This window comes from Blastococcus sp. LR1 (assembly GCF_020166105.1).
Taxonomy (GTDB): domain Bacteria; phylum Actinomycetota; class Actinomycetes; order Mycobacteriales; family Geodermatophilaceae; genus Blastococcus.
This window is the reverse complement of record NZ_JAIUJY010000005.1, coordinates 49517-72729: the sequence shown is the minus strand read 5'-3', so window position 1 is coordinate 72729 and position 23213 is coordinate 49517. Positions and strand designations below refer to the sequence as shown.

Annotated in this window: 27 protein-coding genes; 8 read left to right on the top strand and 19 right to left on the bottom strand. The window is 74.4% G+C overall.

Going from position 1 to position 23213, the window contains the following annotated elements; genetic code table 11:
- Positions 1 to 52: 52 nt before the first annotated feature.
- The 8 genes from LBW97_RS15265 to LBW97_RS15230 all read right to left on the bottom strand — a co-directional run bounded on the left by LBW97_RS15265 (position 53) and on the right by LBW97_RS15230 (position 7113).
- Positions 53 to 214 (bottom strand): hypothetical protein, encoded by a 162-nt coding sequence (locus tag LBW97_RS15265; RefSeq protein WP_224500216.1) that lies wholly within the window; start codon positions 212 to 214, stop codon positions 53 to 55.
- A gap of 42 nt (positions 215 to 256) precedes the next feature.
- Entirely contained in the window at positions 257 to 550 is a 294-nt protein-coding gene (locus LBW97_RS15260) for an MGMT family protein (RefSeq protein WP_224500215.1), read from the bottom strand.
- A gap of 26 nt (positions 551 to 576) precedes the next feature.
- On the bottom strand, positions 577 to 1158 hold the full coding sequence (locus LBW97_RS15255) for a TIGR03086 family metal-binding protein (protein WP_224500214.1): 582 nt from the start codon (positions 1156 to 1158) through the stop codon (positions 577 to 579).
- 69 nt (positions 1159 to 1227) lie between these two features.
- Positions 1228 to 2388 carry an adenylyltransferase/sulfurtransferase MoeZ gene (gene moeZ, locus LBW97_RS15250; protein WP_224500213.1) on the bottom strand — a complete coding sequence of 387 codons (1161 nt, stop codon included), beginning with the start codon at positions 2386 to 2388 and terminating at the stop codon, positions 1228 to 1230.
- An 82-nt stretch (positions 2389 to 2470) separates the two neighbouring features.
- Entirely contained in the window at positions 2471 to 4111 is a 1641-nt protein-coding gene (locus LBW97_RS15245) for a hypothetical protein (protein WP_224500212.1), read from the bottom strand.
- The gene (locus LBW97_RS15240) at positions 4108 to 5016 is read right to left on the bottom strand and encodes an ABC transporter ATP-binding protein (protein ID WP_224500211.1); all 909 of its coding nucleotides are present in this window, start codon (positions 5014 to 5016) and stop codon (positions 4108 to 4110) included. Before LBW97_RS15240 ends, LBW97_RS15245 begins: the two co-directional genes overlap by 4 nt.
- A 111-nt stretch (positions 5017 to 5127) precedes the next feature.
- Entirely contained in the window at positions 5128 to 6030 is a 903-nt protein-coding gene (locus tag LBW97_RS15235; RefSeq protein WP_224500210.1) for a DUF3152 domain-containing protein, read from the bottom strand.
- A gap of 42 nt (positions 6031 to 6072) precedes the next feature.
- Positions 6073 to 7113, bottom strand: a complete 1041-nt coding sequence (locus LBW97_RS15230) for an alpha/beta fold hydrolase (RefSeq protein WP_224500209.1) — start codon at positions 7111 to 7113, stop codon at positions 6073 to 6075.
- Between the two features lie 70 nt (positions 7114 to 7183).
- On the opposite strand from LBW97_RS15230, the gene LBW97_RS15225 reads away from it, so the two are divergent.
- Together LBW97_RS15225 and LBW97_RS15220 are read left to right on the top strand one after the other, a co-directional pair.
- Entirely contained in the window at positions 7184 to 7816 is a 633-nt protein-coding gene (locus LBW97_RS15225; protein WP_224500208.1) for a TetR/AcrR family transcriptional regulator, read from the top strand.
- A 121-nt stretch (positions 7817 to 7937) separates the two neighbouring features.
- Complete coding sequence (locus LBW97_RS15220; RefSeq protein ID WP_224500207.1) at positions 7938 to 8180, top strand: DUF3107 domain-containing protein; 243 nt, start codon at positions 7938 to 7940, stop codon at positions 8178 to 8180.
- Positions 8181 to 8238: 58 nt separating this feature from the next.
- On the opposite strand, the gene LBW97_RS15215 is transcribed toward LBW97_RS15220, so the two are convergent.
- Entirely contained in the window at positions 8239 to 8889 is a 651-nt protein-coding gene (locus tag LBW97_RS15215; RefSeq protein WP_224500206.1) for a ferritin-like fold-containing protein, read from the bottom strand.
- A gap of 192 nt (positions 8890 to 9081) precedes the next feature.
- Between LBW97_RS15215 and LBW97_RS15210 the strand changes: the two genes are divergently transcribed.
- Genes LBW97_RS15210 through LBW97_RS15195 form a run of 4 tightly spaced genes read left to right on the top strand, consistent with a single transcriptional unit; the run spans position 9082 to position 13900 of the window.
- On the top strand, positions 9082 to 10923 hold the full coding sequence (locus LBW97_RS15210; protein WP_224500205.1) for a DEAD/DEAH box helicase: 1842 nt from the start codon (positions 9082 to 9084) through the stop codon (positions 10921 to 10923).
- 22 nt (positions 10924 to 10945) lie between these two features.
- Entirely contained in the window at positions 10946 to 12070 is a 1125-nt protein-coding gene (locus LBW97_RS15205; protein ID WP_224500204.1) for a PQQ-binding-like beta-propeller repeat protein, read from the top strand.
- A 43-nt stretch (positions 12071 to 12113) separates the two neighbouring features.
- Positions 12114 to 13031 carry an alpha/beta fold hydrolase gene (locus tag LBW97_RS15200; RefSeq protein ID WP_224500203.1) on the top strand — a complete coding sequence of 306 codons (918 nt, stop codon included), beginning with the start codon at positions 12114 to 12116 and terminating at the stop codon, positions 13029 to 13031.
- A complete protein-coding gene (locus LBW97_RS15195; RefSeq protein ID WP_224500202.1) occupies positions 13028 to 13900 on the top strand; it encodes an oxygenase MpaB family protein in 873 nt (290 codons plus the stop codon). The genes LBW97_RS15200 and LBW97_RS15195 overlap by 4 nt, the downstream gene beginning before the upstream one ends.
- A 1-nt stretch (position 13901) precedes the next feature.
- Here LBW97_RS15195 and LBW97_RS15190 read toward each other — a convergent pair whose 3' ends face one another.
- Positions 13902 to 14789, bottom strand: coding sequence for a LysR family transcriptional regulator ArgP (locus LBW97_RS15190; protein ID WP_224500201.1), 888 nt, complete (start codon positions 14787 to 14789; stop codon positions 13902 to 13904).
- Between the two features lie 70 nt (positions 14790 to 14859).
- Between LBW97_RS15190 and LBW97_RS15185 the strand changes: the two genes are divergently transcribed.
- On the top strand, positions 14860 to 15495 hold the full coding sequence (locus tag LBW97_RS15185; RefSeq protein ID WP_224500200.1) for a LysE/ArgO family amino acid transporter: 636 nt from the start codon (positions 14860 to 14862) through the stop codon (positions 15493 to 15495).
- Positions 15496 to 15499: 4 nt separating this feature from the next.
- Here LBW97_RS15185 and LBW97_RS15180 read toward each other — a convergent pair whose 3' ends face one another.
- From LBW97_RS15180 to LBW97_RS15165, 4 genes are all read right to left on the bottom strand, one after another.
- On the bottom strand, positions 15500 to 16357 hold the full coding sequence (locus LBW97_RS15180) for a PHP domain-containing protein (protein ID WP_224500199.1): 858 nt from the start codon (positions 16355 to 16357) through the stop codon (positions 15500 to 15502).
- Positions 16358 to 16400: 43 nt separating this feature from the next.
- Positions 16401 to 17030: a PH domain-containing protein gene (locus LBW97_RS15175; protein ID WP_224500198.1), complete on the bottom strand. Its 630-nt coding sequence runs from the start codon at positions 17028 to 17030 to the stop codon at positions 16401 to 16403.
- Between the two features lie 3 nt (positions 17031 to 17033).
- Positions 17034 to 17192 (bottom strand): hypothetical protein, encoded by a 159-nt coding sequence (locus tag LBW97_RS15170; protein WP_224500197.1) that lies wholly within the window; start codon positions 17190 to 17192, stop codon positions 17034 to 17036.
- 154 nt (positions 17193 to 17346) lie between these two features.
- A complete protein-coding gene (locus LBW97_RS15165) occupies positions 17347 to 17970 on the bottom strand; it encodes a DUF6758 family protein (protein WP_224500196.1) in 624 nt (207 codons plus the stop codon).
- Positions 17971 to 18042: 72 nt separating this feature from the next.
- On the opposite strand from LBW97_RS15165, the gene LBW97_RS15160 reads away from it, so the two are divergent.
- Entirely contained in the window at positions 18043 to 18468 is a 426-nt protein-coding gene (locus LBW97_RS15160) for an NUDIX domain-containing protein (protein WP_224500195.1), read from the top strand.
- Positions 18469 to 18496: 28 nt separating this feature from the next.
- On the opposite strand, the gene LBW97_RS15155 is transcribed toward LBW97_RS15160, so the two are convergent.
- The 5 genes from LBW97_RS15155 to LBW97_RS15135 form a co-directional block, all read right to left on the bottom strand.
- On the bottom strand, positions 18497 to 19006 hold the full coding sequence (locus tag LBW97_RS15155; protein WP_224500194.1) for a MaoC family dehydratase: 510 nt from the start codon (positions 19004 to 19006) through the stop codon (positions 18497 to 18499).
- A gap of 80 nt (positions 19007 to 19086) precedes the next feature.
- Complete coding sequence (locus LBW97_RS15150) at positions 19087 to 19599, bottom strand: hypothetical protein (RefSeq protein WP_224500193.1); 513 nt, start codon at positions 19597 to 19599, stop codon at positions 19087 to 19089.
- Positions 19600 to 19667: 68 nt separating this feature from the next.
- Positions 19668 to 21047: a wax ester/triacylglycerol synthase family O-acyltransferase gene (locus LBW97_RS15145; protein WP_224500192.1), complete on the bottom strand. Its 1380-nt coding sequence runs from the start codon at positions 21045 to 21047 to the stop codon at positions 19668 to 19670.
- 64 nt (positions 21048 to 21111) lie between these two features.
- Positions 21112 to 22407 carry a chromosome partitioning protein gene (locus tag LBW97_RS15140; protein ID WP_224500191.1) on the bottom strand — a complete coding sequence of 432 codons (1296 nt, stop codon included), beginning with the start codon at positions 22405 to 22407 and terminating at the stop codon, positions 21112 to 21114.
- Positions 22407 to 23156 carry an SAF domain-containing protein gene (locus LBW97_RS15135; protein WP_224500190.1) on the bottom strand — a complete coding sequence of 250 codons (750 nt, stop codon included), beginning with the start codon at positions 23154 to 23156 and terminating at the stop codon, positions 22407 to 22409. Before LBW97_RS15135 ends, LBW97_RS15140 begins: the two co-directional genes overlap by 1 nt.
- Between the last annotated feature and the right edge of the window lie 57 nt (positions 23157 to 23213).

Below are 23213 nucleotides of genomic sequence, written 5' to 3'. Positions count from 1 at the left end.
AGCACGGGGATACGACGGTTCTGCGTCAGGCGTGGCGCGTGGAACGCACCGATCAGACCAGCGAGTCCAGCAGGGTCTGCTCGAGGGTCAGGTCGGCGGCGGTGGTGAGCCAGCCGGCGACGAGCAGCAGCGGCCAGGCCCCTTCGTCGTCCGCCGAGGCGGTCGCGGCGGACAACCCGGCCTGGGCCACTGCCCGGCACGCCATCGTGTTCATGCCAGGGTGATCGGCACGCGGCGGCAGGAACCTGAGCGCCGCCTAGTCCGGCCACGCGACGGCGGCGAGGTCGACCCTGCCGTTGCACACCGGCACACCTTCGGTCGCGAGCAGCTCCAGCTGCCGCGCCCGCACCGCTTCCGCCGCGGTGCCGTCGGCGCGCACGACCCGGTACCAGGGCACCGCTCCCCCGCCCTGCGAGAGCGCCCGCGCCACCCGCCGAGGTCCGACGCCGACCAGCCGGCCGATCGCGCCGTAGGTGCTCACCCGCCCGGGCGGGATCCGGTCGACGGCGTCGAAGACGGCTTCGTCGACGTCGAGGGCGGAATCGGTCACCCGCCGATCATGGCAAGCGACGTCCCTCAGAAGTTCTTGCGGCCGAAGCGGGCCAGCAGCCGGGTCTGCGGGGACGCCGAGGCGGAGACGTCGAGCGGCGCATCGAAGAGCCCGGGCACGCCGTCCTCCGGCAGCTGCTCGGCGAACACCAGCGCGGCGGTGACCAGCTCGCCGTCCAGCTCGGTGTCGCCGCCGGTCGCGTGCGCCAGGTCCCAGGCGTGCACGGTCAGGTCGGCCGTCATCTCGAGGATGTACTGGGTCGCCGGGGTGGCCCCCCGCTCGAGGTGGACCGTGCGCACCAGGGCGTCGTCCTCGGCGAAGGCCGACAGCGCGTCGTCGGCGGCGGACTCCCAGCCGGTGAACGGGTCGTCGCCGAGCAGGTCGCTGGTCTCGTCGGGGAACCGGCCCTCGGCGTAGGGCTCACCGGCCAGCAGCGGCGGCACCCAGAGCTGCTCGGTGATCAGGTGCGCGACCAGGTCCGCGACCGTCCACTCGGGGAGGGCGCGGTCCTCCCACTGGTCGGGGTCCACGGCGTCTACCCGGTCGGTGAACTGGTTCTGGGCGCGCTGGAAGAGCTCCAGGAGCTCGACGGGCGAGAAGTCGGCCATGGACCCCAGTACAGACGACGAAGGCCCGGCCCGCTCCTCGAATCGGAACGGAACCGGGCCCTCGGTCGGTCAGTAGGTGGGGAGCGCCTTGTCGATGCGCGTGGCCCACGCGGTCACGCCGCCCTGGACGTGGACGGCGTCCTTGAAGCCGGCGTTCTTGATCGCCGCCAGCACCTCGGCCGAGCGCACTCCGGTCTTGCAGTGCAGCACGATCGGCTTGTCCTGCGGCAGCTCGGAGAGCGCCCGGCCCGAGAGCAGCTCGTCCTTGGGGATGAGCTTCGCGCCGGGGATCGACACGATCTCGTACTCGTTGGGCTCGCGGACGTCGATCAGCTCGAAGTCCTTGCCGGCGTCCATCATGTCCTTGAGCTCGTCGACGGTGATCGTCGAACCCGCCGCGGCCTCCTGGGCCTCGGTGGAGACGACTCCGCAGAAGGTCTCGTAGTCGATGAGGCCGGTGATCGGCTCGCCCTCGGGGTCCTTGCGGACCTTGATCTCGCGGAAGGTCATCTCCAGGGCGTCGTAGACCATCAGCCGGCCGAGCAGCGAGTCGCCGATGCCGGTGATGAGCTTGACGGCCTCGGTGGCCTGGATGGCGCCGATCGTCGCGCAGAGGACACCGAGCACGCCGCCCTCGGCGCAGCTGGGGACCATGCCGGGCGGCGGCGGGACCGGGTAGAGGTCGCGGTAGTTCGGACCGTGGTCGTTCCAGAAGACCGAGACCTGACCGTCGAAGCGGTAGATCGAGCCCCAGACGTAGGGCTTGTTCAGCAGCACGCACGCGTCGTTGACCAGGTAGCGCGTGGCGAAGTTGTCCGTGCCGTCGACGATCAGGTCGTAGTCGGCGAAGATCTCCATCACGTTCTCGCTGTCCAGCCGCGTCTCGTGCAGCCGGACGTCGACGTAGGGGTTGATCTCCTTGATGGAGTCCCGCGCGCTCTCGGCCTTGGACCGGCCGACGTCGGAGGCGCCGTGGATGATCTGGCGCTGCAGGTTGGACTCGTCGACGGTGTCGAACTCGACGATGCCGAGGGTGCCGACACCGGCCGCGGCCAGGTACATCAGCACCGGCGAACCGAGGCCACCGGCACCGACGGCGAGCACCTTGGCGTTCTTCAGGCGCTTCTGCCCGTCCATGCCGACGTCGGGGATGATCAGGTGACGGCTGTACCGGCGGACCTCGTCGATCGACAGGTCTGCGGCCGGCTCCACCAGCGGTGGCAGGGACACGCTTGCTCCTTCACGTCGCGGACAGCGGCCCCGGAGGACCGGCGTTCGAGTGGAGAACAGCGTGACATGCGCGAGTAATTCCTCAGCCTCGGAGGTCGCGCCGGGCGTACCCCCGGAGCCCGAGCCCCGCCAGCAGCACCGCGACGGCGAGCATGCCCAGGACCCCTCCGACGTCCGGTGACTCGGCCGGCACCGCGGCCAGGTGGGCGAACGGCGACAGGGCGCGCACCGGCTCCGGCCATCCGAACGAGTCGGCCAGCACGAGCAGCAGGTAGCCGCCTGCGGCGGGCAGCACGCCGATGGGCAGGACCGCGGCCGGGAACCAGCCGAGCGCCAGGACCGCGGCCCCCAGGCACAGCAGCGCCACGGGGACGACGGCGAACGCGCCGGCCAGCGCCTCATTGAGCCCGAGCCCCGCGCTCACCGCCGCCGACCCCACCCAGATGGCCACCCCCGCGGCGCCGGCCACCACGACCGCGCCCGCGGTGGCGGCCAGCGCCTGCCACGCGGCCCACCGCACGCGGCCGACCGGGCAGGACAGCAGCAGCGTCAACCGGGACGCCGCCTCGTCCGACGCGAGCACCGCCACCCGGCCGGCCGCGTAGGCGCCGACCGGGACCGCGAGCAGGGAGAACAACGATGCGGCGTACCCCTGGACCGTCGCCAGGCTCGCGAAGCCGGCGGTGGCCGCCATCTCGGCGAACGCGGGGTTCTCCCGCAGGAAGTCCTGCATCGTCGTGGCCAGCAGCCCGATCAGCAGGAAGTAGCCGGCCACCCCGGCGGACCAGGTCGCCGTCGGCCGCCGGACGCCGTGCAGGGCCAGCCCGGGGAGGGACCGCAGCAGCCGGCTGGGCCGCCGCAGCCGGTCCCGGTCGCCCCACCGACCGGCGCCGACGTCGCGCGCACCTGCCAGGACCAGGGCCGCCGCCGACAGCAGGCCGATCTGGAGGCCGAGCACCAGCAGCGGCGCCACCCGGTCGTCGGCGTAGGGGGCCACCCGCGACAGCACCCCGAAGGGGCTGCCCCAGTGCAGCCAGGACAGCGCGTCGACGCCGTCGCCGACCATCCGGGCGAACAGACCGGCCAGCAGCACCATCACCGCCAGCCCCGAGGCCGCCCGCCGCTCGCCCAGCAGCTGCCCGGCCAGCACACCCAGGGCGCCGCCGGTCATCGCCGCGCCGCCGATGACGGCGCCGAACAACACCGACCCGGCGGGCGCGGTGCCGGCGAGCAGCAGGCCGAGGGCCGCCGCAGCACCCACCACGGTGCCCGCACCCAGCACCACCGCCAGGGCTCGCCGCGCGAGAGCGACCAGGCGCAGCCGGCCCCCGAGCAGCAGCTCCGCCCGGCCGGCGTCCTCCTCGCCGCGGGTGACCCGGGTGCCGGCCAGCGCCGCCCACACGCCGACGAGGACCGCCAGGATCGTGCCCGTGCGCCAGACGGTGAAGCCGCCGGGATCGTCCAGCGCGACGGCCGGGCCGAAGAGCGTGCGGATCGCCGGGTTCTCCGCCAGGGCCGCCAGCGAGTCCGCGCCGAACGCGTCCTGGAACGTGCGCTCGTACTCCGCCGCCACGAACGCCGGCAGGGCGCCGACCACGAGCGCCACGATCAGCGTGCCCCGACGGAGCTGCCGGACCAGTGCCCGGGACACCGCAGCGCCCGCGCCGGACGCCGTCGGGCGCTCGGCCGCCAGCAGCACCCGCGGTGGGGTCCGGGTGGTCACGCCGACGCCTGGCCGTAGTAGTCCAGGAAGATCTCCTCCAGCGTCGGCTCCCGGACGTCGAGCCGGGTGACCTCGGCGTCCGCGAGCACCCGCAGCACCGGACCCGGCGGGCCGGTGAGCGACAGGACCACCCGCACTGGTGACGCCCAGCTGACGTCGGCGATCCCGGGCACGCCCGCCAGGTCCCGCTCCAGCCGGGGCGTGGGGCCGGCCAGGTCGACGACCACCTCGGAGCGGCGCAGCCGGCGCAGGTCGGCCAGCCCCGCCACCTCCACCAGACGACCGGCCCGCAGGATGCCGACTCGGCTGCACACGGCCTCGACCTCGGCCAGCTGGTGGGAGCTGAGGAAGACCGTCTGACCGCGCTCGGTCGCCTCGCCGATGCACCGCCGGAACTCCCGCTCCATCAGCGGGTCCAGGCCGCTGGTCGGCTCGTCGAGGACCAGCAGCGGCGCCCGCGTGGCGAATGCCGCCACGAGCGCCACCTTCTGCCGGTTCCCGGTCGAGTAGGCGCGCGCCCGCTTGCCCGGGTCCAGACCGAACCGCACGACCAGCTCGGCGCGGTAGGCCAGATCGGTGCCGGGACCGACCCCGGCCAGCAGGTCGAGGCACTCCTGCCCGGTGAACGACGGCCACAGGGCGACGTCGGCGGGGACGTAGGCCAGGTGCCGGTGGGCGCGCTCGACATCGGATGCCGGCTCGCCGAAGATCTCGACGGTGCCGGATGTGGGTCGCAGCAGACCCAGCAGCATGCGGATGGTGGTGGACTTCCCTGCGCCGTTGGGACCGAGGAAGCCGAAGACCTCCCCCGCCGGCACGTCGAGCTCCACGTGGTCGACGGCGGTGGTCGACCCGAAGCGCTTGGTCAGCCCACGGGCGCGGACGGCGGGTGGATCGATGGGCATGGGGGGCCTCCCCGGGCAGTCGGAATCACGACTGCCGACCAGGCTTCCCGGCGCACCGCCAGGAACGTAGACCTCGCGACGCTCCTGGTGGAAGAGGTCCGACGCCGCGGGTCAGGGGAAGGGCCAGGCGTTCTTCGCGCAGCCGTCCAGGCCCAGGGTCTGCTGCTGCATGACCGGAGCCGGGCTGCCCGGACCCGGGCACTTCTGGTGCCCGTTGCCGAGCGCGTGACCGACCTCGTGGTTGACGACGTACTCCCGGTACGTGGCGACGTCGCCCTGGTAGTCGGGGACGGCGGTCGCCCAGCGCGCGAGGTTGATGACCGCCCGCTCGCCGTACCGGCAGGACGTGTAGCCGCCGGTTCCGACGCCGGGGCAGTAGGTCTCCATGCTGCCCGGGCTGACGAGACTGACCCGGAAGTCGTAGGCGCCCGCCGCCGCCTCCGCCGCACCCACCCGCTGGAAGGACAGTCGCCCGCCACTGCCCCAGGACCGCGGGTCGCCGAGGGTCCGGGTCACGGCGTCGGCGAAGGTCGCGCCGTCCACGCCGATGCCGTCCTCCACCTCGATGACGAAGCGCTTCAGCGGGCCGGTTCCGGAGACCTCGGAGGTGCCGTCGACGATCGAGAGGGTTCCGGCTCCCTGCTGCACGTAGGTGTCCGCGATCGCCGGCGGAACCGTCTCCGTGGGTCCCGCGTCGCCCTCGGCCGGCGCCGTCGGCACCGGTGACGGTGACGGTGACGTCGTCGGGGCGGCCGCGGCGCTCCGCTCCGGAGCGGGATCCGCGACCGGATCCGCCGCGGGCAGGTTGAAGGCCAGATCCAGGAGGACGACCAGCGTGGCGACGGTGAGGAACGGGATCGCGTAGGCGCGCCAGCCGTAGCGGCGGACGAACCGGCGGAGGCGGCCGCCCTCGTATCGGGGGGCGCTCGCGCGCGGCACCACCGGAGGCAGGCGGGTGCGCGGCGGGGGTCCGGAACGCCGTGCGGGCCGGTCGTCGGTCAGACGTCCACCCACGGGCCGGTCTCCCTGTTCCTCGACGCAACCGCCGTCAGGGGATCAGCGTCTCACGCTCTGTGCCGTGTCGGCCACAACCGTCGCATCCGCCCCGGCCGCCCCGGCGGGTCGGTCTTCCGCCAGCGCCAGGACGGCTCGCGCAACCGGCTCGGGGGCCTCGAGCATCGCCACGTGGCCCACCCCGTCGAGGACCAGCAACCGGGCGCCGGGGACGGCGCCGGCCAGGCGCGGCGCCATCGCCGGGTCGACCAGGCGGTCGCGACTGCCCCACACCACGAGCGTCGGCATCCGCAGGCCGCGGGCCGCGCGCCAGGCGTTGGCCCGGCCGACCCGGAGGTAGGAGGTGATGAGCCCGCGCATGCTGCGGGCCAGCGCCCGGTCGGCCCAGGGCTGCTCCGCCCGGTCCCGCATCTCCTGCAGCGCCTGCTCGATCCGCGCGGGCGGCACGGCGGCCGGGTTCCCGAAGCACATCCGGATCATCGACCGGACGCTGTCCTCGGGCCGGACACCGGCCAGCCGGCGTTCGGCGAGGGTCGGCACACCGGGGACCAGCAGGAGGAGCAGCACCTTGCTGAAGGCCGGGGGCACGCGGTAGACGGGCATCGCCGGCGAGACCAGCGTCAACGTGGCCACCAGGTCCGGCCGCTGCGCGGCGACCAGCAGACCGACCAGACCCCCGAGGGAGTTCCCGACCAGGTGCACGGGGCGCCCAGCGCCCTCCCCCGGCTGGGCCCGGACGTGCTCGAGGACGTCGACCGCGGTGCGCACGTGCCCGCGGATCGAGTAACGGGTCCCGGGCGGCGGCGTCGACCGCCCGAACCCCGGGAGGTCGACCGCCCACCCGTCGAACCGGACGGCGAGGAGCGCGGCCAGATCGGTCCAGTTCGTGGACGCCCCACCGAGCCCGTGCACGTACAGCGCCCGTTCCCGCGGGGCGTCCGGCAGGCCGTCGACGGGACCGCTCCACGGCGTGTGCCGCACGAAGACCGATCCCCCGCGCACGGGCACCTCGACGCCGGGCCACGGCGGGAGCACGCTGGTTCCGGAGGGCAGCGGCGTGGCGGAGAGCTCGGCGTCGGACATCGCTCCCGACGGTAACGCTCTGTGCCGCGGCCCGTGTACGGACCGAACCGGCCGGTAACATCCACCCGCCATGCAGCCATCACGCCCCGCCGCAGCCAGTCGGCGCACCTCCCGCCTGCCGCGCGGCGCCCGCCGGCTGCAGCTCCTGCGCGCCGCCCAGGACGTCTTCGTCGCACACGGCTTCCACGCCGCCGCGATGGACGACATCGCCGACCGTGCGGGCGTCAGCAAGCCGGTGCTCTACCAGCACTTCCCGGGCAAGCGGGAGCTGTACCTGGCGCTGATGGAGGAGCACGTCTCCGGGTTGGCCGACCGGGTCGCCGAGGCCATGGCCACCACCGAGGACAACCGGGCCCGCGTCGACGCCGCGGTGGGCGCCTACTTCGACTTCGTCGACGCCGACGGCGAGGCCTTCCGGCTGGTCTTCGAGTCCGACCTGCGCAACGACGACGACGTCCGCGCGATCGTCGACCGCGGCACCGCGGTCTGCGTCCAGGCCATCGCCGACGTGATCGCCGCCGACACCGGCGCCGACCCCGAGCGCGCCCTGCTGATCGCGTCCGGGCTCACCGGTTCCGCCGAGCACAGCGCCCGCTGGTGGCTGCCGCGCAAGGGCAGCATCTCCCGCGACGAGGCGGTCGCGCTCATGTCGTCGCTGGCCTGGCGCGGCATCTCCGGTTTCCCCCTCGTCGACGGGGAATGACCCCGGTCCCGGAGGCCGCCGGGACGCGCGTTCGCTGACGGCGCACCTGCTCGTCCGGTCGCCGCGCCGCGGTCTGGACTAGCGTTGGGGTCAGTCGCGCCAACGAGGAGGCATCGCCCACGTGGAAGTCAAGATCGGCGTCCAGCACTCGCCCCGGGAGCTGGTCATCGACAGCCCCAAGTCCCCCGACGAGATCGCGGCGGACGTGGCCGCGGCCATGTCCGGCTCGACCAAGGACGGCCTGCTCACCCTGGTCGACGAGCGGGGCCGCAAGCTCCTCGTCCCCGTCGACCGGATCGCCTACGTGGAGATCGCGCAGGCCGACCAGCGCCGCGTCGGTTTCATCGCCGCCAGCGGTAGCTGATCCAGGCACCCGAGAGGGGCGCTCCCGCACTGCGCGGGAGCGCCCCTTTCTGCGTCTCTCAGGGATTCAGGCCGAGAGTCTTCATCCGCTCGGTGTGCGCCTTCGTGATCCGCTCGATCAACCGGCCGATGCCGGAGAGGTCCCCGGTGCCGGTGACGATCAGCTCGGTCAGCCCGTCGTGCTCGGCGATGACCGCCTGGGAGCGGGTCATGGCCTCCCCGACCAGCCGGCGGCCCCACAGCGCCAGCCGGCCGGCGACCTTGCGGTCGGCCGCGATCGCCGCGCGCACCTCGCGGACGGCGAAGTCCGCGTACCCGGTGTCGGCGAGCACCTCGAGCACCAGCCCGCGGTCGGGCTCGGGCAGGAAGCCGGCGATCTCCCGGTAGAAGTCGGTCGCCAGGCCGTCGCCGACGTAGGCCTTCACCAGCCCCTCCAGCCAGGTGCTGGGGCGGGTGCTCTCGTGGAAGGTGTCGAGAGCGGAGACGAACGGCGCCATCGCGACGGCGGGATCGATGTCCAGCTCGGTCAGCCGGGCGGCGAGCCGCACGTGGTGGGCGATCTCCGCGGCCGCCATGCGGGCCAGGGCAGCCCGACCGGTGAGCGTCGGCGCCATGCGGGCGTCCTCGGCGAGCCGGTCGAAGGCGGTGAGCTCGGCGTAGGCCAGGGCGCCCAGCAGTTCGGCGACGGCCGCGTTCTCGACCGGGGGCACGGCATCTCCTGCAGTTCGACAGCGGTGGTTGCGGTGCCCCCGAGGAGTGACCGAGGCGACATCGGGGAGCGCGGCGCGGAGAGGCTAACCGGTGTCCGCGCTAGCATGGGAATCGGCGAGCCTCCGGGCACGCTCGTACATCTGTGCGCTGACGACCGCTGGACGACGCCCCTGGGGCTGTCTCCCGGGCTGTTGCGAGGCCCGGTTCTGCTGGCCGCGTCGGCGCTGGAAACCGACAGGCGACACCAGATCGGGACAGGCGCGAGGCGGCGACACCGCTGCCGCAGCCGGTCCCCCAGCAGACCAGAGGCGAGTGCACTGACCTCCACCGAGCAGACCCCCGCAGACATCCCCGTCGCCGAGCTGGACCACGCCGAGACCGGCGCCCCCGCTCCCGAGGAGCTGGCGCAGACCGTCGAGGAGCTCGGCGGCGCGCCCGTCGCCCCCGACAGCCCGCTGTTCAGCGACTTCGACGTCCACCCCGACATCGTGGCCTCGCTGGCCGACGCCGGGATCACCCGCACCTTCGCCATCCAGGAGCTCACCCTCCCGCTGGCGCTGGCCGGCAACGACCTCATCGGTCAGGCGCGCACCGGCACCGGCAAGACCCTGGGTTTCGGCGTGCCGATGCTGCAGCGGGTCACCCCGCCGGCCGAGGGTGGCGACGGCGTTCCGCAGGCGCTGGTCGTCGTCCCCACCCGTGAGCTGTGCGTGCAGGTCGCCCGCGACCTCGGAGCCGCCGGCACCAAGCGCGGCATCCGGGTCCAGGCGATCTACGGCGGGCGCGCCTTCGAGCCGCAGATCGAGGCACTGCGCAACGGCGTCGAGGTCGTCGTCGGGACGCCGGGCCGGCTCCTGGACCTGGCGCAGCGCGGTGACCTGATCCTGGGCAAGGTCAAGGCCCTCGTCCTGGACGAGGCCGACGAGATGCTCGACCTGGGCTTCCTGCCCGACATCGAGCGGGTTCTGGCGATGGTCCCCGAGAAGCGGCAGACGATGCTCTTCTCCGCCACGATGCCCGGCCCGATCGTGACGCTGTCGCGCACGTTCATGACGCAGCCGACCCACATCCGCGCCCACGGCAACGACGAGGGCTCGACGGTCCCGCAGACCACCCAGTTCATCTACCGGGCGCACAACCTCGACAAGCCCGAGCTGCTCTCCCGGGTGCTGCAGTCCCGCGACCGCGGCCTGGTCATGGTCTTCTGCCGCACCAAGCGCACCGCTCAGAAGGTCGCCGACGAGCTCGTCGACCGCGGGTTCGCCGCGGCCGCCGTGCACGGTGACCTCGGTCAGGGCGCCCGCGAGCAGGCGCTGCGGGCCTTCCGCAGCGGCAAGGTCGACGTCCTGGTCGCCACCGACGTCGCCGCGCGCGGCATCGACGTCACCGGCGTCAGCCACGTCGTGAATTACCAGTGCCCCGAGGACGAGAAGACCTACGTGCACCGCATCGGCCGCACCGGCCGCGCCGGCAGCACCGGTGTCGCGGTCACGCTGGTCGACTGGGACGACATCCCCCGCTGGCAGCTGATCAACAAGGCGCTGGACCTCGGCTTCGACGACCCGCCGGAGACCTACTCGACCTCGCCGTGGGTCTACACCGACCTCGACGTCCCCGAGGGCGCCAAGGGCCGGCTGCCGCGCTCCCAGCGCACCCGCGAGGGGCTCGAGGGCGAGGTCCTCGAGGACCTCGGCGAGACCGGCAAGCGCAACAAGCCCGCGGCCTCGGGCGGCCGGGACGGCGGACGCGACTCCGGTGGACGCGGCGACTCGCGCGGCCGGACCGCCGAGGAGGACAAGCCCGCCGGTGGTGGCAAGAGCCGTCCCCGTCGCCGCACCCGTGGTGCCGGTGACGCCGAGACCACCGCTGCTCCGAAGTCGGACGCCCCGGCGGCCGAGGGTGCGTCCGAGGGGTCCGGCGAGGGTGGCGGCGCGAGCCGTCCCCGTCGCCGTCGCCGTCGTGGTGGCGCGGGCCGGGGTGGCTCCTCCGCCGCGTCCGGCGCCGACTCCGCCGCCTCCGGCACCGACTCCTGACCCGGCGGCCGCGCTGTCCGGTGTGATCCGCCCGCCCCTGCGGGTCTGGGTCTGGACCGCGGCCACCCTGGCGCTCGTCGTCGTCGCCGCCCTGCTCTGGCGGGGCTCCGACGCGGCCGCCACCTCCAGCACGACCGCGCGTCCGGCCGGCGTCCCCTCGGGGGCGCCGGCCGGCGCCGTCTCCGAGGCCTGGTCCGCCCCCGGCGACCCGCTGCCCGCGGACGTCGTGGAGGAAGGGCGCGTGCTGACAGGCTCCCCGCACGGCATCCGGGCGCTGGACGCCGCCACCGGCGCCGAGGCGTGGCACTACTCCCGGGACAACGCCTGGCTCTGCGGGCTCACCGCGACCGACGGTGTCGCCGTCGCGGTCTTCCGCACCGCGGACCGCTGCGACGAGGCCGTGGCCCTGGACGCCGGGACCGGCGTGCGGGTGTGGACCCGGAACGTGAACTTCCGCGCCGACGCGACGCTGACCTCCACCGACCGCATCGTGCTGGCCAGCAGCCCGACGGGTGTGGCCACCCTCGACCCGACCGGCAACACCCTCCGGTGGAGCTGGCGCGCGCCGCCCACGTGCGAGCTGCTCGACACCGGGGCCGGGGACGCCGGGGTCGCGGTGCTGTACCGCTGCCCCGGGGACGGCCCCGTGCAGCTGCGCCTCATGGACGGCTTCGACGGCGACGAGCACTGGACCCGCGACCTGGTGGTCGGCGACCGCGACGACGCCGTCCTGCTCGGGGTCGACCGGCTCGTGGGCGTGCGGGCCGCCGACGAGGTCCGGCTGTTCGCCTCCGCCGACGGCGTCCTGCTCACCAGCCTGCCCGCCGGACCGGACCGCGCACCGCAGCAGACGGCGGTTCCCGCCGCCGTGCTGCTGTCGGTCGACCGACGCCTCGTCGCGCTCGACCCGACGACCGGCCGGCAGCTCTGGGACGCGCCGGCGACCGGCCTGCCCGGCGAACCAGTGGACGACGAGGAGCGGGTGCTGCCCGTTCCCGACGGCGACGCGGTCGTCTCCCGCGACGCCACGAACGGCGACGAGGTGGGCCGGTCCACGGTCGAGGACCTGCCCGCGGGCGGGACGGCCACCGTCGTCGGCGGGACGATCGTGCTCCGGCTCGACGACCGGGTGCTCGGCTTCTCCTGACCCCTCGCGGCACCGCGCCGAGGAACGGGGTTCACTGGGGACCATGGTCCTGCCCGGCGGCTCCGATGCCCTCCCCGTGCCCCTCGCCATCGCCCCCGACGACCTGCGGCAGCTCGCCCAGCACGACGCGGCGGCCCGAACGTTCCCCGGCGGCGCCGGCCCGATCGCCGCGCTCGACACCGGCGGCGACGCCGCCCGCGGCACCGTGCTCATGGTGGCCGGCTACACCGGCAGCAAGGAGGACTTCGCCCCGCTGCTGCGCCCGTTGTCCGAGGCCGGCTTCCGCGTGGTGGCGATGGACCAGCGCGGCCAGTACGAGTCCCCCGGTCCGGACGACCGGGCGCAGTACACCGTCGAGATCCTCGGCAGCGACGTCGCCGCCGTCGCCCGGGTCCTGCGCGAGGAGTCCGGGACGCCGCTGCACCTGGTCGGGCACAGCTTCGGGGGGCTCGTGACACGGGCCGCGGTGCTCGCCGAGCCCGACCTCTTCACCTCGTTCACGCTGCTCGGCTCCGGCCCCTCTGAGCTGACCGGGCGCCGAGCGGACCTGCTCGACCACCTGGGCCCGCTGCTCGACCAGGGCGGGGTGGAGCTGGTGCACGAGACGCTGGAGCAGGTCGCGATGACCGACCCCAAGGCCCAGGCGGTCCCGGCGCCGACCCGCGAGTTCTACACCCGGCGGTTCCTGCGCAACTCCGAAGCCGGACTGCGCGGCATGGCCGACGCGATGCTCACCGAACCCGACCGGGTCGCGGAGTTGAAGGCGACCGGCCTTCCGGTGCTGGTGGCGCACGGAGAGGCCGACGACGCCTGGCTGCCGCACGTGCAGGCCGACATGGCGCAGCGGCTGGGCGCCCGGCACGAGGTCATCAACAACTCGATCCACTCCCCCGCCGTGGAGAACCCCGGACGGACGCTCGAGGTGCTCTGCAGCTTCTGGGCCGACGTGGTCCCCGCATGACCCGGCTGCCGCGACGGGCCGACTGGACCGACGAGGAGGACCGGCTCGGGTTCTTCGGACCCGACAGCGTGACCTGGCGGGTGCACTCGGACCCGTCGTTCTCCGTCGGTGGGCTGCGCGCGCTGCTGCTGCAGGCGCTGCACCCGGTGGCCATGGACGGCGTCGCGAAGTTCTCCGGCGCCTTCAAGGAGGAGCCCTGGCCGCGGCTGATCCGCACGGCCGCCTACGTCGACACGATCACCTTCGGCACCCGCACCGAGGCGGTCCGCGCCGTGGCGCAGGTGCGCGGCATCCACCGGCGGCTGGGTGGGACCGAGGAGACGACCGGCCGCAACTACCGGGTCGACGACCCCGACCTCCTGCTGTGGGTGCACTGCTGCGAGGTGGACTCCCTGCTCACCGCCGCGCGGCGGGGCGGGCTGGACCTCTCCGACGACGACGCCGACCGGTACGTGGCCGAGCAGGTGACCGCCGCCGAGCTGATCGGCGTCGACCGGGCCGACGTGCCCTCGTCGGTCGCGGAGCTGGCCGGCTACTTCGGGCGGATGCGGCCGGAGCTGGCCGCCACGACCGCCGCGCGGGACGCCTACCGGCTGGTCGTGCTGCCGCCGATGCCCACCTGGGTTCGGTACCTGACCCCGGCACAGCCGGCCTGGGGCGGGCTGGCCGTGCTCTCGGTCGCGCTGCTGCCGGCCTGGGCCCGCCGGATGTACTCGCTGCCGGGGCTCTCGCTCACCGACGCCGCGGCCACCGCGGCCGTGCGCGCGTTCCGGCAGGCCACGCTGCGGCTGCCGCGGGCCGCGCGCCGCTCACCGATCGTCTGGGCCGGGATCGACCGGGTGGCCGGGCCCGCGCAGCTCAGCGCCTGACTCAGGACGTCAGGGCGGTCCGGGCCGCGGCCCGGACCGCTTCGGCGACCCGGTCGAGCGCCGGTGAGTGCAGCCGCCACTGCTGCCAGTGCAGGACGACGTCTGTCGCGCCGTCGGGGTCGAGCTCGACCAGGTCCGGCCCCTCGACGTCGGTGGGCTGGGCCAGCTGCAGGTCCGGGATCGTCCCCCAGCCCATCCCGAGGCGGACGGCCCGGACGTAGTCCGCGGACGACGGCACGTGGTGGACCTGCGGAGAGGTCACGCCCCGGCGCCGCAGGTAGGCGTGCTGCAGGTCGTCCTCCCGGTCGAAGACGACGACGGGGGCTCCAGCGAGCGCGTCGGTGGTGAGGCCGTCGGGGAACCAGCGTCGGGCGAACGCCGGGCTCGCCATGGGGCGGTAGCGCATGGCGCCCAGCCGCACGACCCGGCAGCCGGGGACCGGCTCGGCCTCGGCCGTGACGGCCGCCATCACCGTGCCGTCGCGGAGCAGGTCGCTCGTGCGCTCCTGGTCGGCCCGGTACAGGTCGAAGCGGTGCTCGGCGGCGAGCGGAGCCAGCGCGGGGAGCACCCAGGTGGCGAGGGAGTCGGCGTTCACCGCGATCGGCACCGTCACCGGGCGGGCGTCCGAGCCGTCGCCGGAGAGCTCGCCGGCGGTGTCGGCCGCCAGCAGCTCCACCTGGCGGGCGAGGCGCAGGACGGCCGCGCCCGACGGCGTCACGCGCACCGGCTTGGAGCGGACCAGCAGCACCCGGCCGGTCGCCGCCTCGAGCGCCTTGAGCCGCTGGCTCACCGCCGACGGAGTGACGTGCAGGGAGCGGGCGGCGCCGTCGAGCGTGCCGGTGGAGACGGCTGCCGCCAGCGCACGCAGCTGACCCAGGTCCAGATCCACATCAGCGACGCTACATGTGCTGAAGAATCCTGAACTGGGCTCATCACCGCAGCCCGCATAGCGTGCTCACGTGCTCACCTCCGCCGCCTGGACCGCCGCCCTCGCCGGACTCGGCCTCGGGCTCTCGCTGATCGTGGCCATCGGCGCCCAGAACGCCTTCGTGCTGCGCCAGGGGCTGCGCCTCGAGCACGTGGGCGCGGTGGTGGCGGTGTGCGCGCTCTCCGACGTCCTCCTCATCTGCGCCGGCGTGCTGGGCGCCGGTGCGCTGCTGCTGGACCGCCCCGGGCTGCTGACGGCGGTCTGCTTCGCGGGTGCGGCCTTCCTGCTCGTCTACGGCGCCATGGCCGCCCGACGGGCACTGCGCCCGGCGGGTGCGCTGGCCGCCGACGAGTCGGGTGCGCGCACCGCCCTCGCCGTCACCGTGGCTACCTGCCTGGCGCTGACCTGGCTCAACCCGCACGTCTACCTGGACACCGTGGTGCTGCTGGGCTCGCTCTCCACGACCTACGGCGACGAGCGCTGGTGGTTCGCCGCGGGTGCCGCCGTCGGCAGCGCGGTCTGGTTCCTCGGGCTCGGCTTCGGCGCCCGCCTGCTGCGCCCGGTGTTCGCGCGGCCGACGGCGTGGCGGGTGCTCGACGCGGTGATCGCCGTCGTCATGACCGCGCTCGGGATCTCGCTCGCCGTGCGCGGGTTCTCCGGGACCTGAGCGGTCAGTCGCGCAGCGGCGCGGTGCCCGTGCCGGCGGCCAGCACCCGCTCGAACTCCTCCGGCGCGGTGGTGCAGACGCCGATCGGCGTCGTCTTGTTGCTGCCGTGGTAGTCGCTGGAGCCGGTGACGATGAGATCGAGGTCGGCGGCCAGGCCGCGCAGATGGTCGCGTTCGGCGTCGCTGTGGTCGGGGTGGTCGACCTCCAGCCCGAGGAGTCCGGCGTCGGCCATGGCGGCGATCGCGTCGTCGCTGACGACCCGGCCCCGCTTGGTCGCCAGTCCGTGGGCGAAGACCGGCACGCCACCGGCCGACCGCACCAGCGCGATGCCCTCGCGGACGTCGGTGTCGGCCTTGGTGACGTAGTACGGGCTGCGGTGGTGCAGCAGGGTCGTGAACGCCTCCTCGACCGAGGACACCACTCCGCCGCGCACCAGCGCGCCGGCGATGTGCGGCCGACCGACCACCCCGCCGTCGGCGTGGGTCACCAGCTCGTCCCAGTCCACCGGGTGACCGTCGGCGGCCAGCGCGCGCACGATCCGCTCGGCGCGGTCGAGGCGCTCGTCCCGCAGCCGCGCGCGCTCGGCGGCGAAGACGGGGTGCAGCGGGTCGAAGAGGTAGCCGAGCAGGTGCACGCTGACCGGCGGCTCGTCGTCGGGGAACCAGCGGCAGGAGAGCTCGATGCCCGGGACGACGGTCAGCCCCCGCGGTCGCGCCGCCTCCGCTGCCGCCCACCCGCCGGTGGTGTCGTGGTCGGTGAGGGCGACGACGTCGAGGCCCGCGGCGCTCGCGCTCGCGAGCAGCTCGGCGGGGCTCTCGGTGCCGTCGGACACCGAGGAGTGGGTGTGCAGGTCGATCCGCATCACCGGTCAGCCTGCCGCACCGCGCCGCGCTCCACCCGGTGGGTCAGGGCTGCCGCGGCGGGAGCCCTGCGATGGGCTCGGTGTCGCGGCGGGCCGCCGACTTGGTGTCGGGGTTGCCCTCGTCGTCACCGCCGCTGGTGAACAGCAGCCGGCTGACCTTCCGGTACAGCTCCTCGGCGTGCGGGAGGAAGGTGATCTCCGACAGCGCCTTCAGCTTCCCGGCGGATTCGAAGCGGAAGGTGCCGTAGCCCAGCAGGTTGCCGAACAGCGTCTCCTTCCACGTCAGGTCGGTGATCCGGCGGACCGGCAGGAGGGTGACGCTCCGGACGATGAGGCCGGAGGTGAGCAGCACCCGGCGGTTGGTCACGATGAAGTGCCGCATCCACCACTCGCCCACGCGGAGGCCGTAGACCGCCAGCGCCGCCAGGGCGACGAGCAGGCCGAGCGTCGTCGTGAACCGGTTCTCCGCGTCGAGCAGCAGCAGCCACCCGCCGAGCACCAGCACCGGCAGCCAGCGGGCCGTCGGCGCCACGAGCACCGCCCAGTGCCGCCGAGTGGCGACCGTGAGCACCTCGTCGGCGAGCACGTACTTGCGGACGTCCTTGCGGGCCCGGGTGGGAAGTTCCGCCAGGTCGTCCGGGTCCGGGCCGTCGGACGGCTCGGGCGTCGCCATGGGTCAGACCAGGTTGCCGACGAACTCGGACAACGAGGACGCCGCGCTACCCAGGGCCTCCCCGGCGTTGCGCACCAGCTCTGCGGAGGCCTCCGGCTGCTGGATGACGTAGAAGAGGATGAAGGCGACGACCACCCAGGTGAGGACCTTCTTGAGGCTCACCGCCACCTCCGGGGTGTGAGGGCAGGACCTGCCTGCGCGGGCGCTCCGCCGGGTGCGGCGGACGCGTTCGTCCCATGGGTAACACAGGCCCCAGAGCGTCCCCGGCAGACGCGCCGATCATGGAGGAGCCCGTCCGGTTCCGGTCCCCGGACGATCAGCAGCCGGGCAGCAGGTGCTCCCCCGGCGGCCCGAGCGGCAGGTCCGGATAGATGCGTTCCCGCAGGTCCAGCAGCTCCAGCTGCTCGGCCAGCAGCCAGGCCGCGTTCATCGGCCACATGACCAGCCACAGCCAGACGCCGTAGGCCTCCCCCACGAACGCCGCGCGGTCGTCGGTGGTCGGCACCGCCCAGAGCGGCGCCCGCTGGCCGGCGGCCTTGACGTCGACCGACGACGGCCCCGCGATGACGTCACCGGGGTCGAGTCCGGGCAGCCCTGCATAGCCGCAGCCGACGCCGGTGCCCGGCTCCTCGGCGACCAGCACCAGCTCCGCCGAGCCGCCGAGAGGGGCCGGTCCGGCACAGTCGACGACGATCGCCCGCGCCCCCGGCTCACCACCCCAGGCCAGGCCGGTGACCGCCCAGCCCGAGGGCATCGGATCGGGCACCCAGGCCGGCACGCGCGCGTCGGCGGTCACCGCGGCGATGGCGTCGTGCGCCACGAGGGCGGTGTGGTGCAGGGGCGTGACGGCGCCGTGCACGTGGCACCAGGCGAGCGCCTCCGACCCGGTACGGGCGGCCAGCAGCTCACCACACCGGGGACAGACCGGAGAGGCACTCATCGGGGACAACCGTCGCTGCAACGGGCCCGGCCGTCAAGAGCGGACCGGGGAGCCGCTGCGTAGCCTGCGCGCGTGTCCCCGCGGAAGCACGACGACCGCCCGGTCGTGCCGTGCGTCGGCGCGATCGTGCACGACCGCGTGGGCCGGCTGCTGCTGATCCGGCGCGGCCAGGAGCCGAGCCGCGGGCTGTGGTCGGTGCCCGGCGGACGGGTGGAGCCGGGCGAGACCCTCGCCGAGGCCGTCGAGCGCGAGGTGCTCGAGGAGACCGGGCTGCGCGTGCGGGCCGGTCGCGAGGTCGGCCGGATCAGGATCGACGCCGCCGCCGTCGTCTACGACGTCGCGGACCTGGCGTGCGCACTGCTCGACGACGACGCGTTCCCGGTGGCCGGGGACGACGCCGTCGACGTCGTGTTCGCCGACGCGGCCACTCTCGCGGAGCTGCCGTGCACGCCCCGGTTGGTGGAGACGCTCGGCGGCTGGGGCGTGCTGCCGGACTGAACCGGCCGGCACGCCCCGCCGCCGGGGATCAGCTCCGGGGCTTGGGCTCCGGACGGCCGGGCTGCTCGCCGCCGCGGGCCTCGCCGTAGGACTGCTTGGGGACCATGACCTTGCGGCGGAAGATGCAGACGATCGTGCCGTCCTGCTTGTAGCCGATGGTCTCGACGTAGACCACGCCGCGGTCGTCCTTGGACTTCGACGGCGTCTTGTCCAGCACGGTCGTCTCGCCGTAGATGGTGTCGCCGTGGAAGGTCGGCGCCACGTGCCGCAGCGACTCGATCTCCAGGTTCGCGATCGCCTTGCCCGAGACGTCCGGGACGCTCATGCCGAGCAGGATCGAGTAGATGTAGTTCCCGACGACGACGTTCTTGCCGAAGTCGGTGGTCTTCTCCGCGTAGTTCACGTCCATGTGCAGCGGATGGTGGTTCATCGTGAGCAGGCAGAAGAGGTGGTCGTCGTACTCGGTGACGGTCTTCCCGGGCCAGTGCTTGTAGACCGCCCCGACCTCGAACTCCTCGTAGTACCGACCGAACTGCATGGACCCGCTCCCGACGTCGACGCTGACAGACGGATCGTGATCTTACGGACGGGGCCTGGAGCCGCATCCGCGGTAGCCGCTCACAGCAGCTCGAGGACCGTGCCGATCTCCTGCGAGGCGTACCAGCCGAGCTCGTGCCCCTCGGCCTCGTCGACGACGAACTGGGCGTCCTCGCTGCCGAGGTCGGCCTCCAGCACCACGTTCACGGCCTTGCGGACGTCGTCCTCGGCGTCGGCGCCGTCGACGTGCGCGCTGGCGACGTCGGCCATCCGCACCTCGGAGGTCACGCGGGCCGCGCCGTGCTCGACGTGCGGGTCGTCCATCGGGGTCACCGAGGCGTCGGGGACGTCGGCGGCGAGCACCACCCGGCGGCGGGCGGCCAGCGGGTCGAGGTCGATCAGCCGCAGGCTGGCCCGCGCCGCCGTGAGGAGCGCCGCGTACTCGAGCTCCTCGGTGTCGGCCCCGGCGTCGCTGACCGCGTAGAACTCGCGCAGCTGCGGGGTCACCGCGAAGACGGTCAGCGGAGCCGGCAGGCGGCCCTCGTCGAGCAGCGTCCGGAGCACGTTCGTCGTCGCCGGCAGGTACACGCGCACCCGGCTTCCCCCTTCGTCGATGGAAAGGAGAACCGTAGCCGCCCGCGGTCCGGCTCCCGCCCGGCGGCTCAGGAGGACGACTCGACCAGCTCTGCGACCTCCTGCTCCACGAGGTCGGCCAGGACGTCGACGTCGCCGACGCTGTCCCGGTCGGCGTTGAACCCGAAGAACACCGTGCCGTCGAACGAGGTCATCCCGATCGACAGGCCCTGACCCCGGGCGAGCGGCACCACCGGAAACACCTCGAGCATGCGGGCGCCGGCCGCGTACAGCGGCACCTGCGGGCCGGGCACGTTGGTGACGACGACGTTGAACAGCCGCCGGGACAGCCCGCGGGCAGCCCGGGCGCCGAGGGCGTGCAGGGTCGACGGCGCGAAGCCGCTCAGCGCGATGAGGCTGTCGGCACCCACGGACTCCCCGTGCTGGGTGATCCCGCGCATCGCGTAGGTCAGCCGCGCCAGCCGCACCCGGGGGTTGGGCTCACCGACGGGCAGGTCGACCAGGTGCGAGGTGACCCGGTTGCCCGGGGCGCCCTCCTCGTCCTGCACCGAGACCGGCACCAGCGCGCGGATCGAGGTCGAGGAGACGACCGGCTCGCCCCGGGACAGCAGCCACTCGCGCAGGGCGCCGGTGACCACCGTGAGCAGGACGTCGTTGACGGTTCCGCCGTGCGCCTTGCGCACCCGCTTCAGGTCGTCCAGCGGCGCGGAGGCCACCGCGACCCGGCGCTGCCGCCCGACCGGCGCGTTCATCGGGCTGTGCGGCGCCGGCATGATCGCCGACCGCGCGGTGCGCAGCAGTCCCCCGGCGAGGCCGCCGAAGCGGGCAGCGGTCGTGCGGGCGTCGGTGACGGCGTCGCGCGCGGCGTCCACCAGCGAGCTCGGTCGCTGCCGGTAGTCCTCCACGGCGTCGCGCACCAGCTCGAGCCCCGACGGCAGCGGGCGCGGGTTCCACTCGACGGGCTCGGGCTCCGGCGCGTCCGGTGAGACGTCGAGCAGCACCTGCCCGATGTCGACCGCACCCAGCCCGTCGACCAGCGCGGGATGGGTCTTGGTCACCACGGCGACGCTGCCGTCGGCCAGCCCCTCGACGAGGTAGGCCTCCCACAGCGGGCGGTTGCGGTCCAGCGGACGGGAGTTCAGCCGTGACACCAGGTCCAGGAGCTGGGTCCGGGTGCCCGGGCGGGGCAGGCCCGAGCGCCGCACGTGGTAGGCGATGTCGAACTCCGGGTCGTCGACCCAGACCGGGTTCGCGAGGTGCCCGGGCACCTCGACGACCCGCTGCCGGTAGCGCGGCACCAGTGACAGTCGCGCCGCGATCAGCGAGGCGAGAGCCTCCAGCCCGCCGGGTGGCGCCTCGAGGACCAGCACGCCGCCGACGTGCATCGGGGTACCGGGCTCCTCCAGGTAGAGGAACGACGCGTCCAGGGTGCTGAGCCGCTCGGCCATCGTTCTCCTCACTGGACGGGGCCTCACGCTACGACGGAAAGGCCGTCCTCCGACACTCCGGAGGTCATCCGGCCCGCCGCATGCGCAGGACGCCCCGCCGGCCGGCGGCCGGCGCGGGCACTCCGGCGAGCTCCGCGGCCAGTCCGCGCAGCCCCGAGCGCAGCGGCGAGGCCGGCGCCACCTCGGCCAGCGTGCGGCCCGCGGCGAGGGCGGCGTCGGTGGCCCGGCGGTCGGCGGGGAGGAAGAAGTGCGGCCGACGGCCGGTGAACCGGTCCAGGGCCGCAGACACCTCCTCCTGCGGATCGCCGGGCACCGGGCCGCGCCGCAGCTGGTTCACGACCAGGACCGGCTCCACGTCGGGCAGCACCTCCCGCAGCTGGTCCAGGGCGCGGACGCAGCGCTGCAGGGCGACCGGGTCGGCACCGCTCACGCAGAGCACCGTGTCGGCCTGCTCGAGCACCGCGAGCGTGGCCCCGTTGCGCCGTGGGGCGGCGGTGTCGAAGGAAAGCTCCTCGTCGTCCTCGACGCTGAAGGCGCAGTCGACGACGGTGAGGTCGGCGAGCCGGCGCGCCTCCTCCAGGACCACGGAGACCGCCGAGGGCCGCAGCTCCGGCCAGCGGTCGGCCCGCGCCGGCCCGGTCAGCACGCGCAGTCCGGGATGGACCGACCACGCGAGCCGGGCCAGGGCCGCGGAGTCGAGAGTGCCGGTTCCGGCGAGCCGGGCGGCCCCGGCGAGTCCCGGCGACTCGTCCAGCAGCCCGAGCACCTGCGCCACGACCCCGCCGTAGACGTCGGCGTCCACGAGCAGGGTGTCGACGCCCAGCCGCGCGGTCTCGTCGGCCAGCCCGACCGCGACGGTGGTGCGACCCGGCGCGCCGGTGGGACCCCACACGGCGACGACCCGACCCCGGCCACCCCGCGGCGCCGGGGGCAGCTCCGGCTCGGCCGGCACGGGCAGCGCCGCCCGCGGATCGGCGACGTCCCGTCCGGCGTCGGGCGCACCGGCGACGGCGTCGCGCAGCGCGGCGGCGATGACCTCCGGGTCCGCGTCGGCCGGCAGCACCTGGGCGACGCCGAGCTGCCGCAGCCGCTGCGCGGCCAGCTCGTCCCCGGGCTCGACCAGCCCGACCACGGCGACGCCCGCCGCGTGCAGCCGGGCCACGGCCTCGCCGTCGAGCCGCCGCAGCTCGGCCGAGAGCAGCGCCGCCTGACCGGTTCCGGTGGCGGCAGCGGCGAGGAGCTCCGACACGTCGACGCAGCGCCGCACCACGGTCACCCCGTGGTCGTCCCGGTCGAGGGCTCCGACGAGCTCGGACTCCCAGCCCGCGCCGGTGACGGCGGTGAAGACCTGCAGGGCCATCAGTCGTCCGCCTTCGCGGACGACGCCGAGGAGCCTGCCCGCGCCTGCTCCGCAGCGGCGTCGGAGGTGTCGACGGAGTCGTGGGCCACGACCACCAGCGGACGCCCGGCGATGGCGGCGAGGACGTCGGCGGCCTCGTCGGCGGCGACGCCCACGACCACCTGGATCGTCGTCGACGGCGTGGAGAGGACGCCGTCGGACGTGCCCGTCGTCGTCTGCACCGGGGCCTCGCCGACGACCAGGGTGACGCTGCCGAGCCCCTTGCCCGTGGCGCCGGCGGCCGGATCGGCGACAGCGTAGACGTCGATCAGCTGACCGTGCCGCAGCCCCGGGGGCACGTACCCGGCCTGCACCGGGAGGGCCAGCCGGACCAGGTCGGCCGGCTCCTCGAGCGCGGAGCTGGGCAGCAGCTCCCCGGCGCGGACCGGGCGGGAGAGCACGCTCCCCTCGGGACGCGCACTGCCCGAGAGGTAGGCCTTCGCGGCATCGTCGAGCCGGACGTCGACGACGACCAGGTCCGCAGGCGTCAGCTCGGTGCCGGCGGCGAGATCCGAGGCGGCGCTCCAGACCGGCACCGTGGCGTCGGCGGCGCTGACCACGCGGGCGCCGAGCAGGACCGAGCCGAGCACCAGCAGGACGCCGAGCACCAGTCGCAGGTCCAGCCACGCGGGCGCCTTGACCCGGCGGGGGGACGGGCCGGCGGAGGAGTCGGTCTCCGCGGCGGGGGTCGGGCTCCGGAGGGCGGTCACGGCGCCTCACCTCTTCCAGCACGTCGAGCGCCGAGGAAAGGCGCGTTGACACGCCGT

Coding starts and splice junctions, on each gene's coding strand:
- LBW97_RS15255 (WP_224500214.1), bottom strand. CDS start 1,158: ATGGCCGACTTCTCGCCCGTCGAGCTCCTGGAGCTCTTCCAGCGCGCC.
- LBW97_RS15200 (WP_224500203.1), top strand. CDS start 12,114: ATGGTCCTGCCCGGCGGCTCCGATGCCCTCCCCGTGCCCCTCGCCATC.
- LBW97_RS15165 (WP_224500196.1), bottom strand. CDS start 17,970: ATGAGTGCCTCTCCGGTCTGTCCCCGGTGTGGTGAGCTGCTGGCCGCC.
- LBW97_RS15240 (WP_224500211.1), bottom strand. CDS start 5,016: ATGCCCATCGATCCACCCGCCGTCCGCGCCCGTGGGCTGACCAAGCGC.
- LBW97_RS15145 (WP_224500192.1), bottom strand. CDS start 21,047: ATGGCCGAGCGGCTCAGCACCCTGGACGCGTCGTTCCTCTACCTGGAG.
- LBW97_RS15265 (WP_224500216.1), bottom strand. CDS start 214: ATGAACACGATGGCGTGCCGGGCAGTGGCCCAGGCCGGGTTGTCCGCC.
- LBW97_RS15195 (WP_224500202.1), top strand. CDS start 13,028: ATGACCCGGCTGCCGCGACGGGCCGACTGGACCGACGAGGAGGACCGG.
- LBW97_RS15140 (WP_224500191.1), bottom strand. CDS start 22,407: ATGGCCCTGCAGGTCTTCACCGCCGTCACCGGCGCGGGCTGGGAGTCC.
- LBW97_RS15230 (WP_224500209.1), bottom strand. CDS start 7,113: ATGTCCGACGCCGAGCTCTCCGCCACGCCGCTGCCCTCCGGAACCAGC.
- LBW97_RS15155 (WP_224500194.1), bottom strand. CDS start 19,006: ATGCAGTTCGGTCGGTACTACGAGGAGTTCGAGGTCGGGGCGGTCTAC.
- LBW97_RS15225 (WP_224500208.1), top strand. CDS start 7,184: ATGCAGCCATCACGCCCCGCCGCAGCCAGTCGGCGCACCTCCCGCCTG.
- LBW97_RS15180 (WP_224500199.1), bottom strand. CDS start 16,357: ATGCGGATCGACCTGCACACCCACTCCTCGGTGTCCGACGGCACCGAG.
- LBW97_RS15175 (WP_224500198.1), bottom strand. CDS start 17,030: ATGGCGACGCCCGAGCCGTCCGACGGCCCGGACCCGGACGACCTGGCG.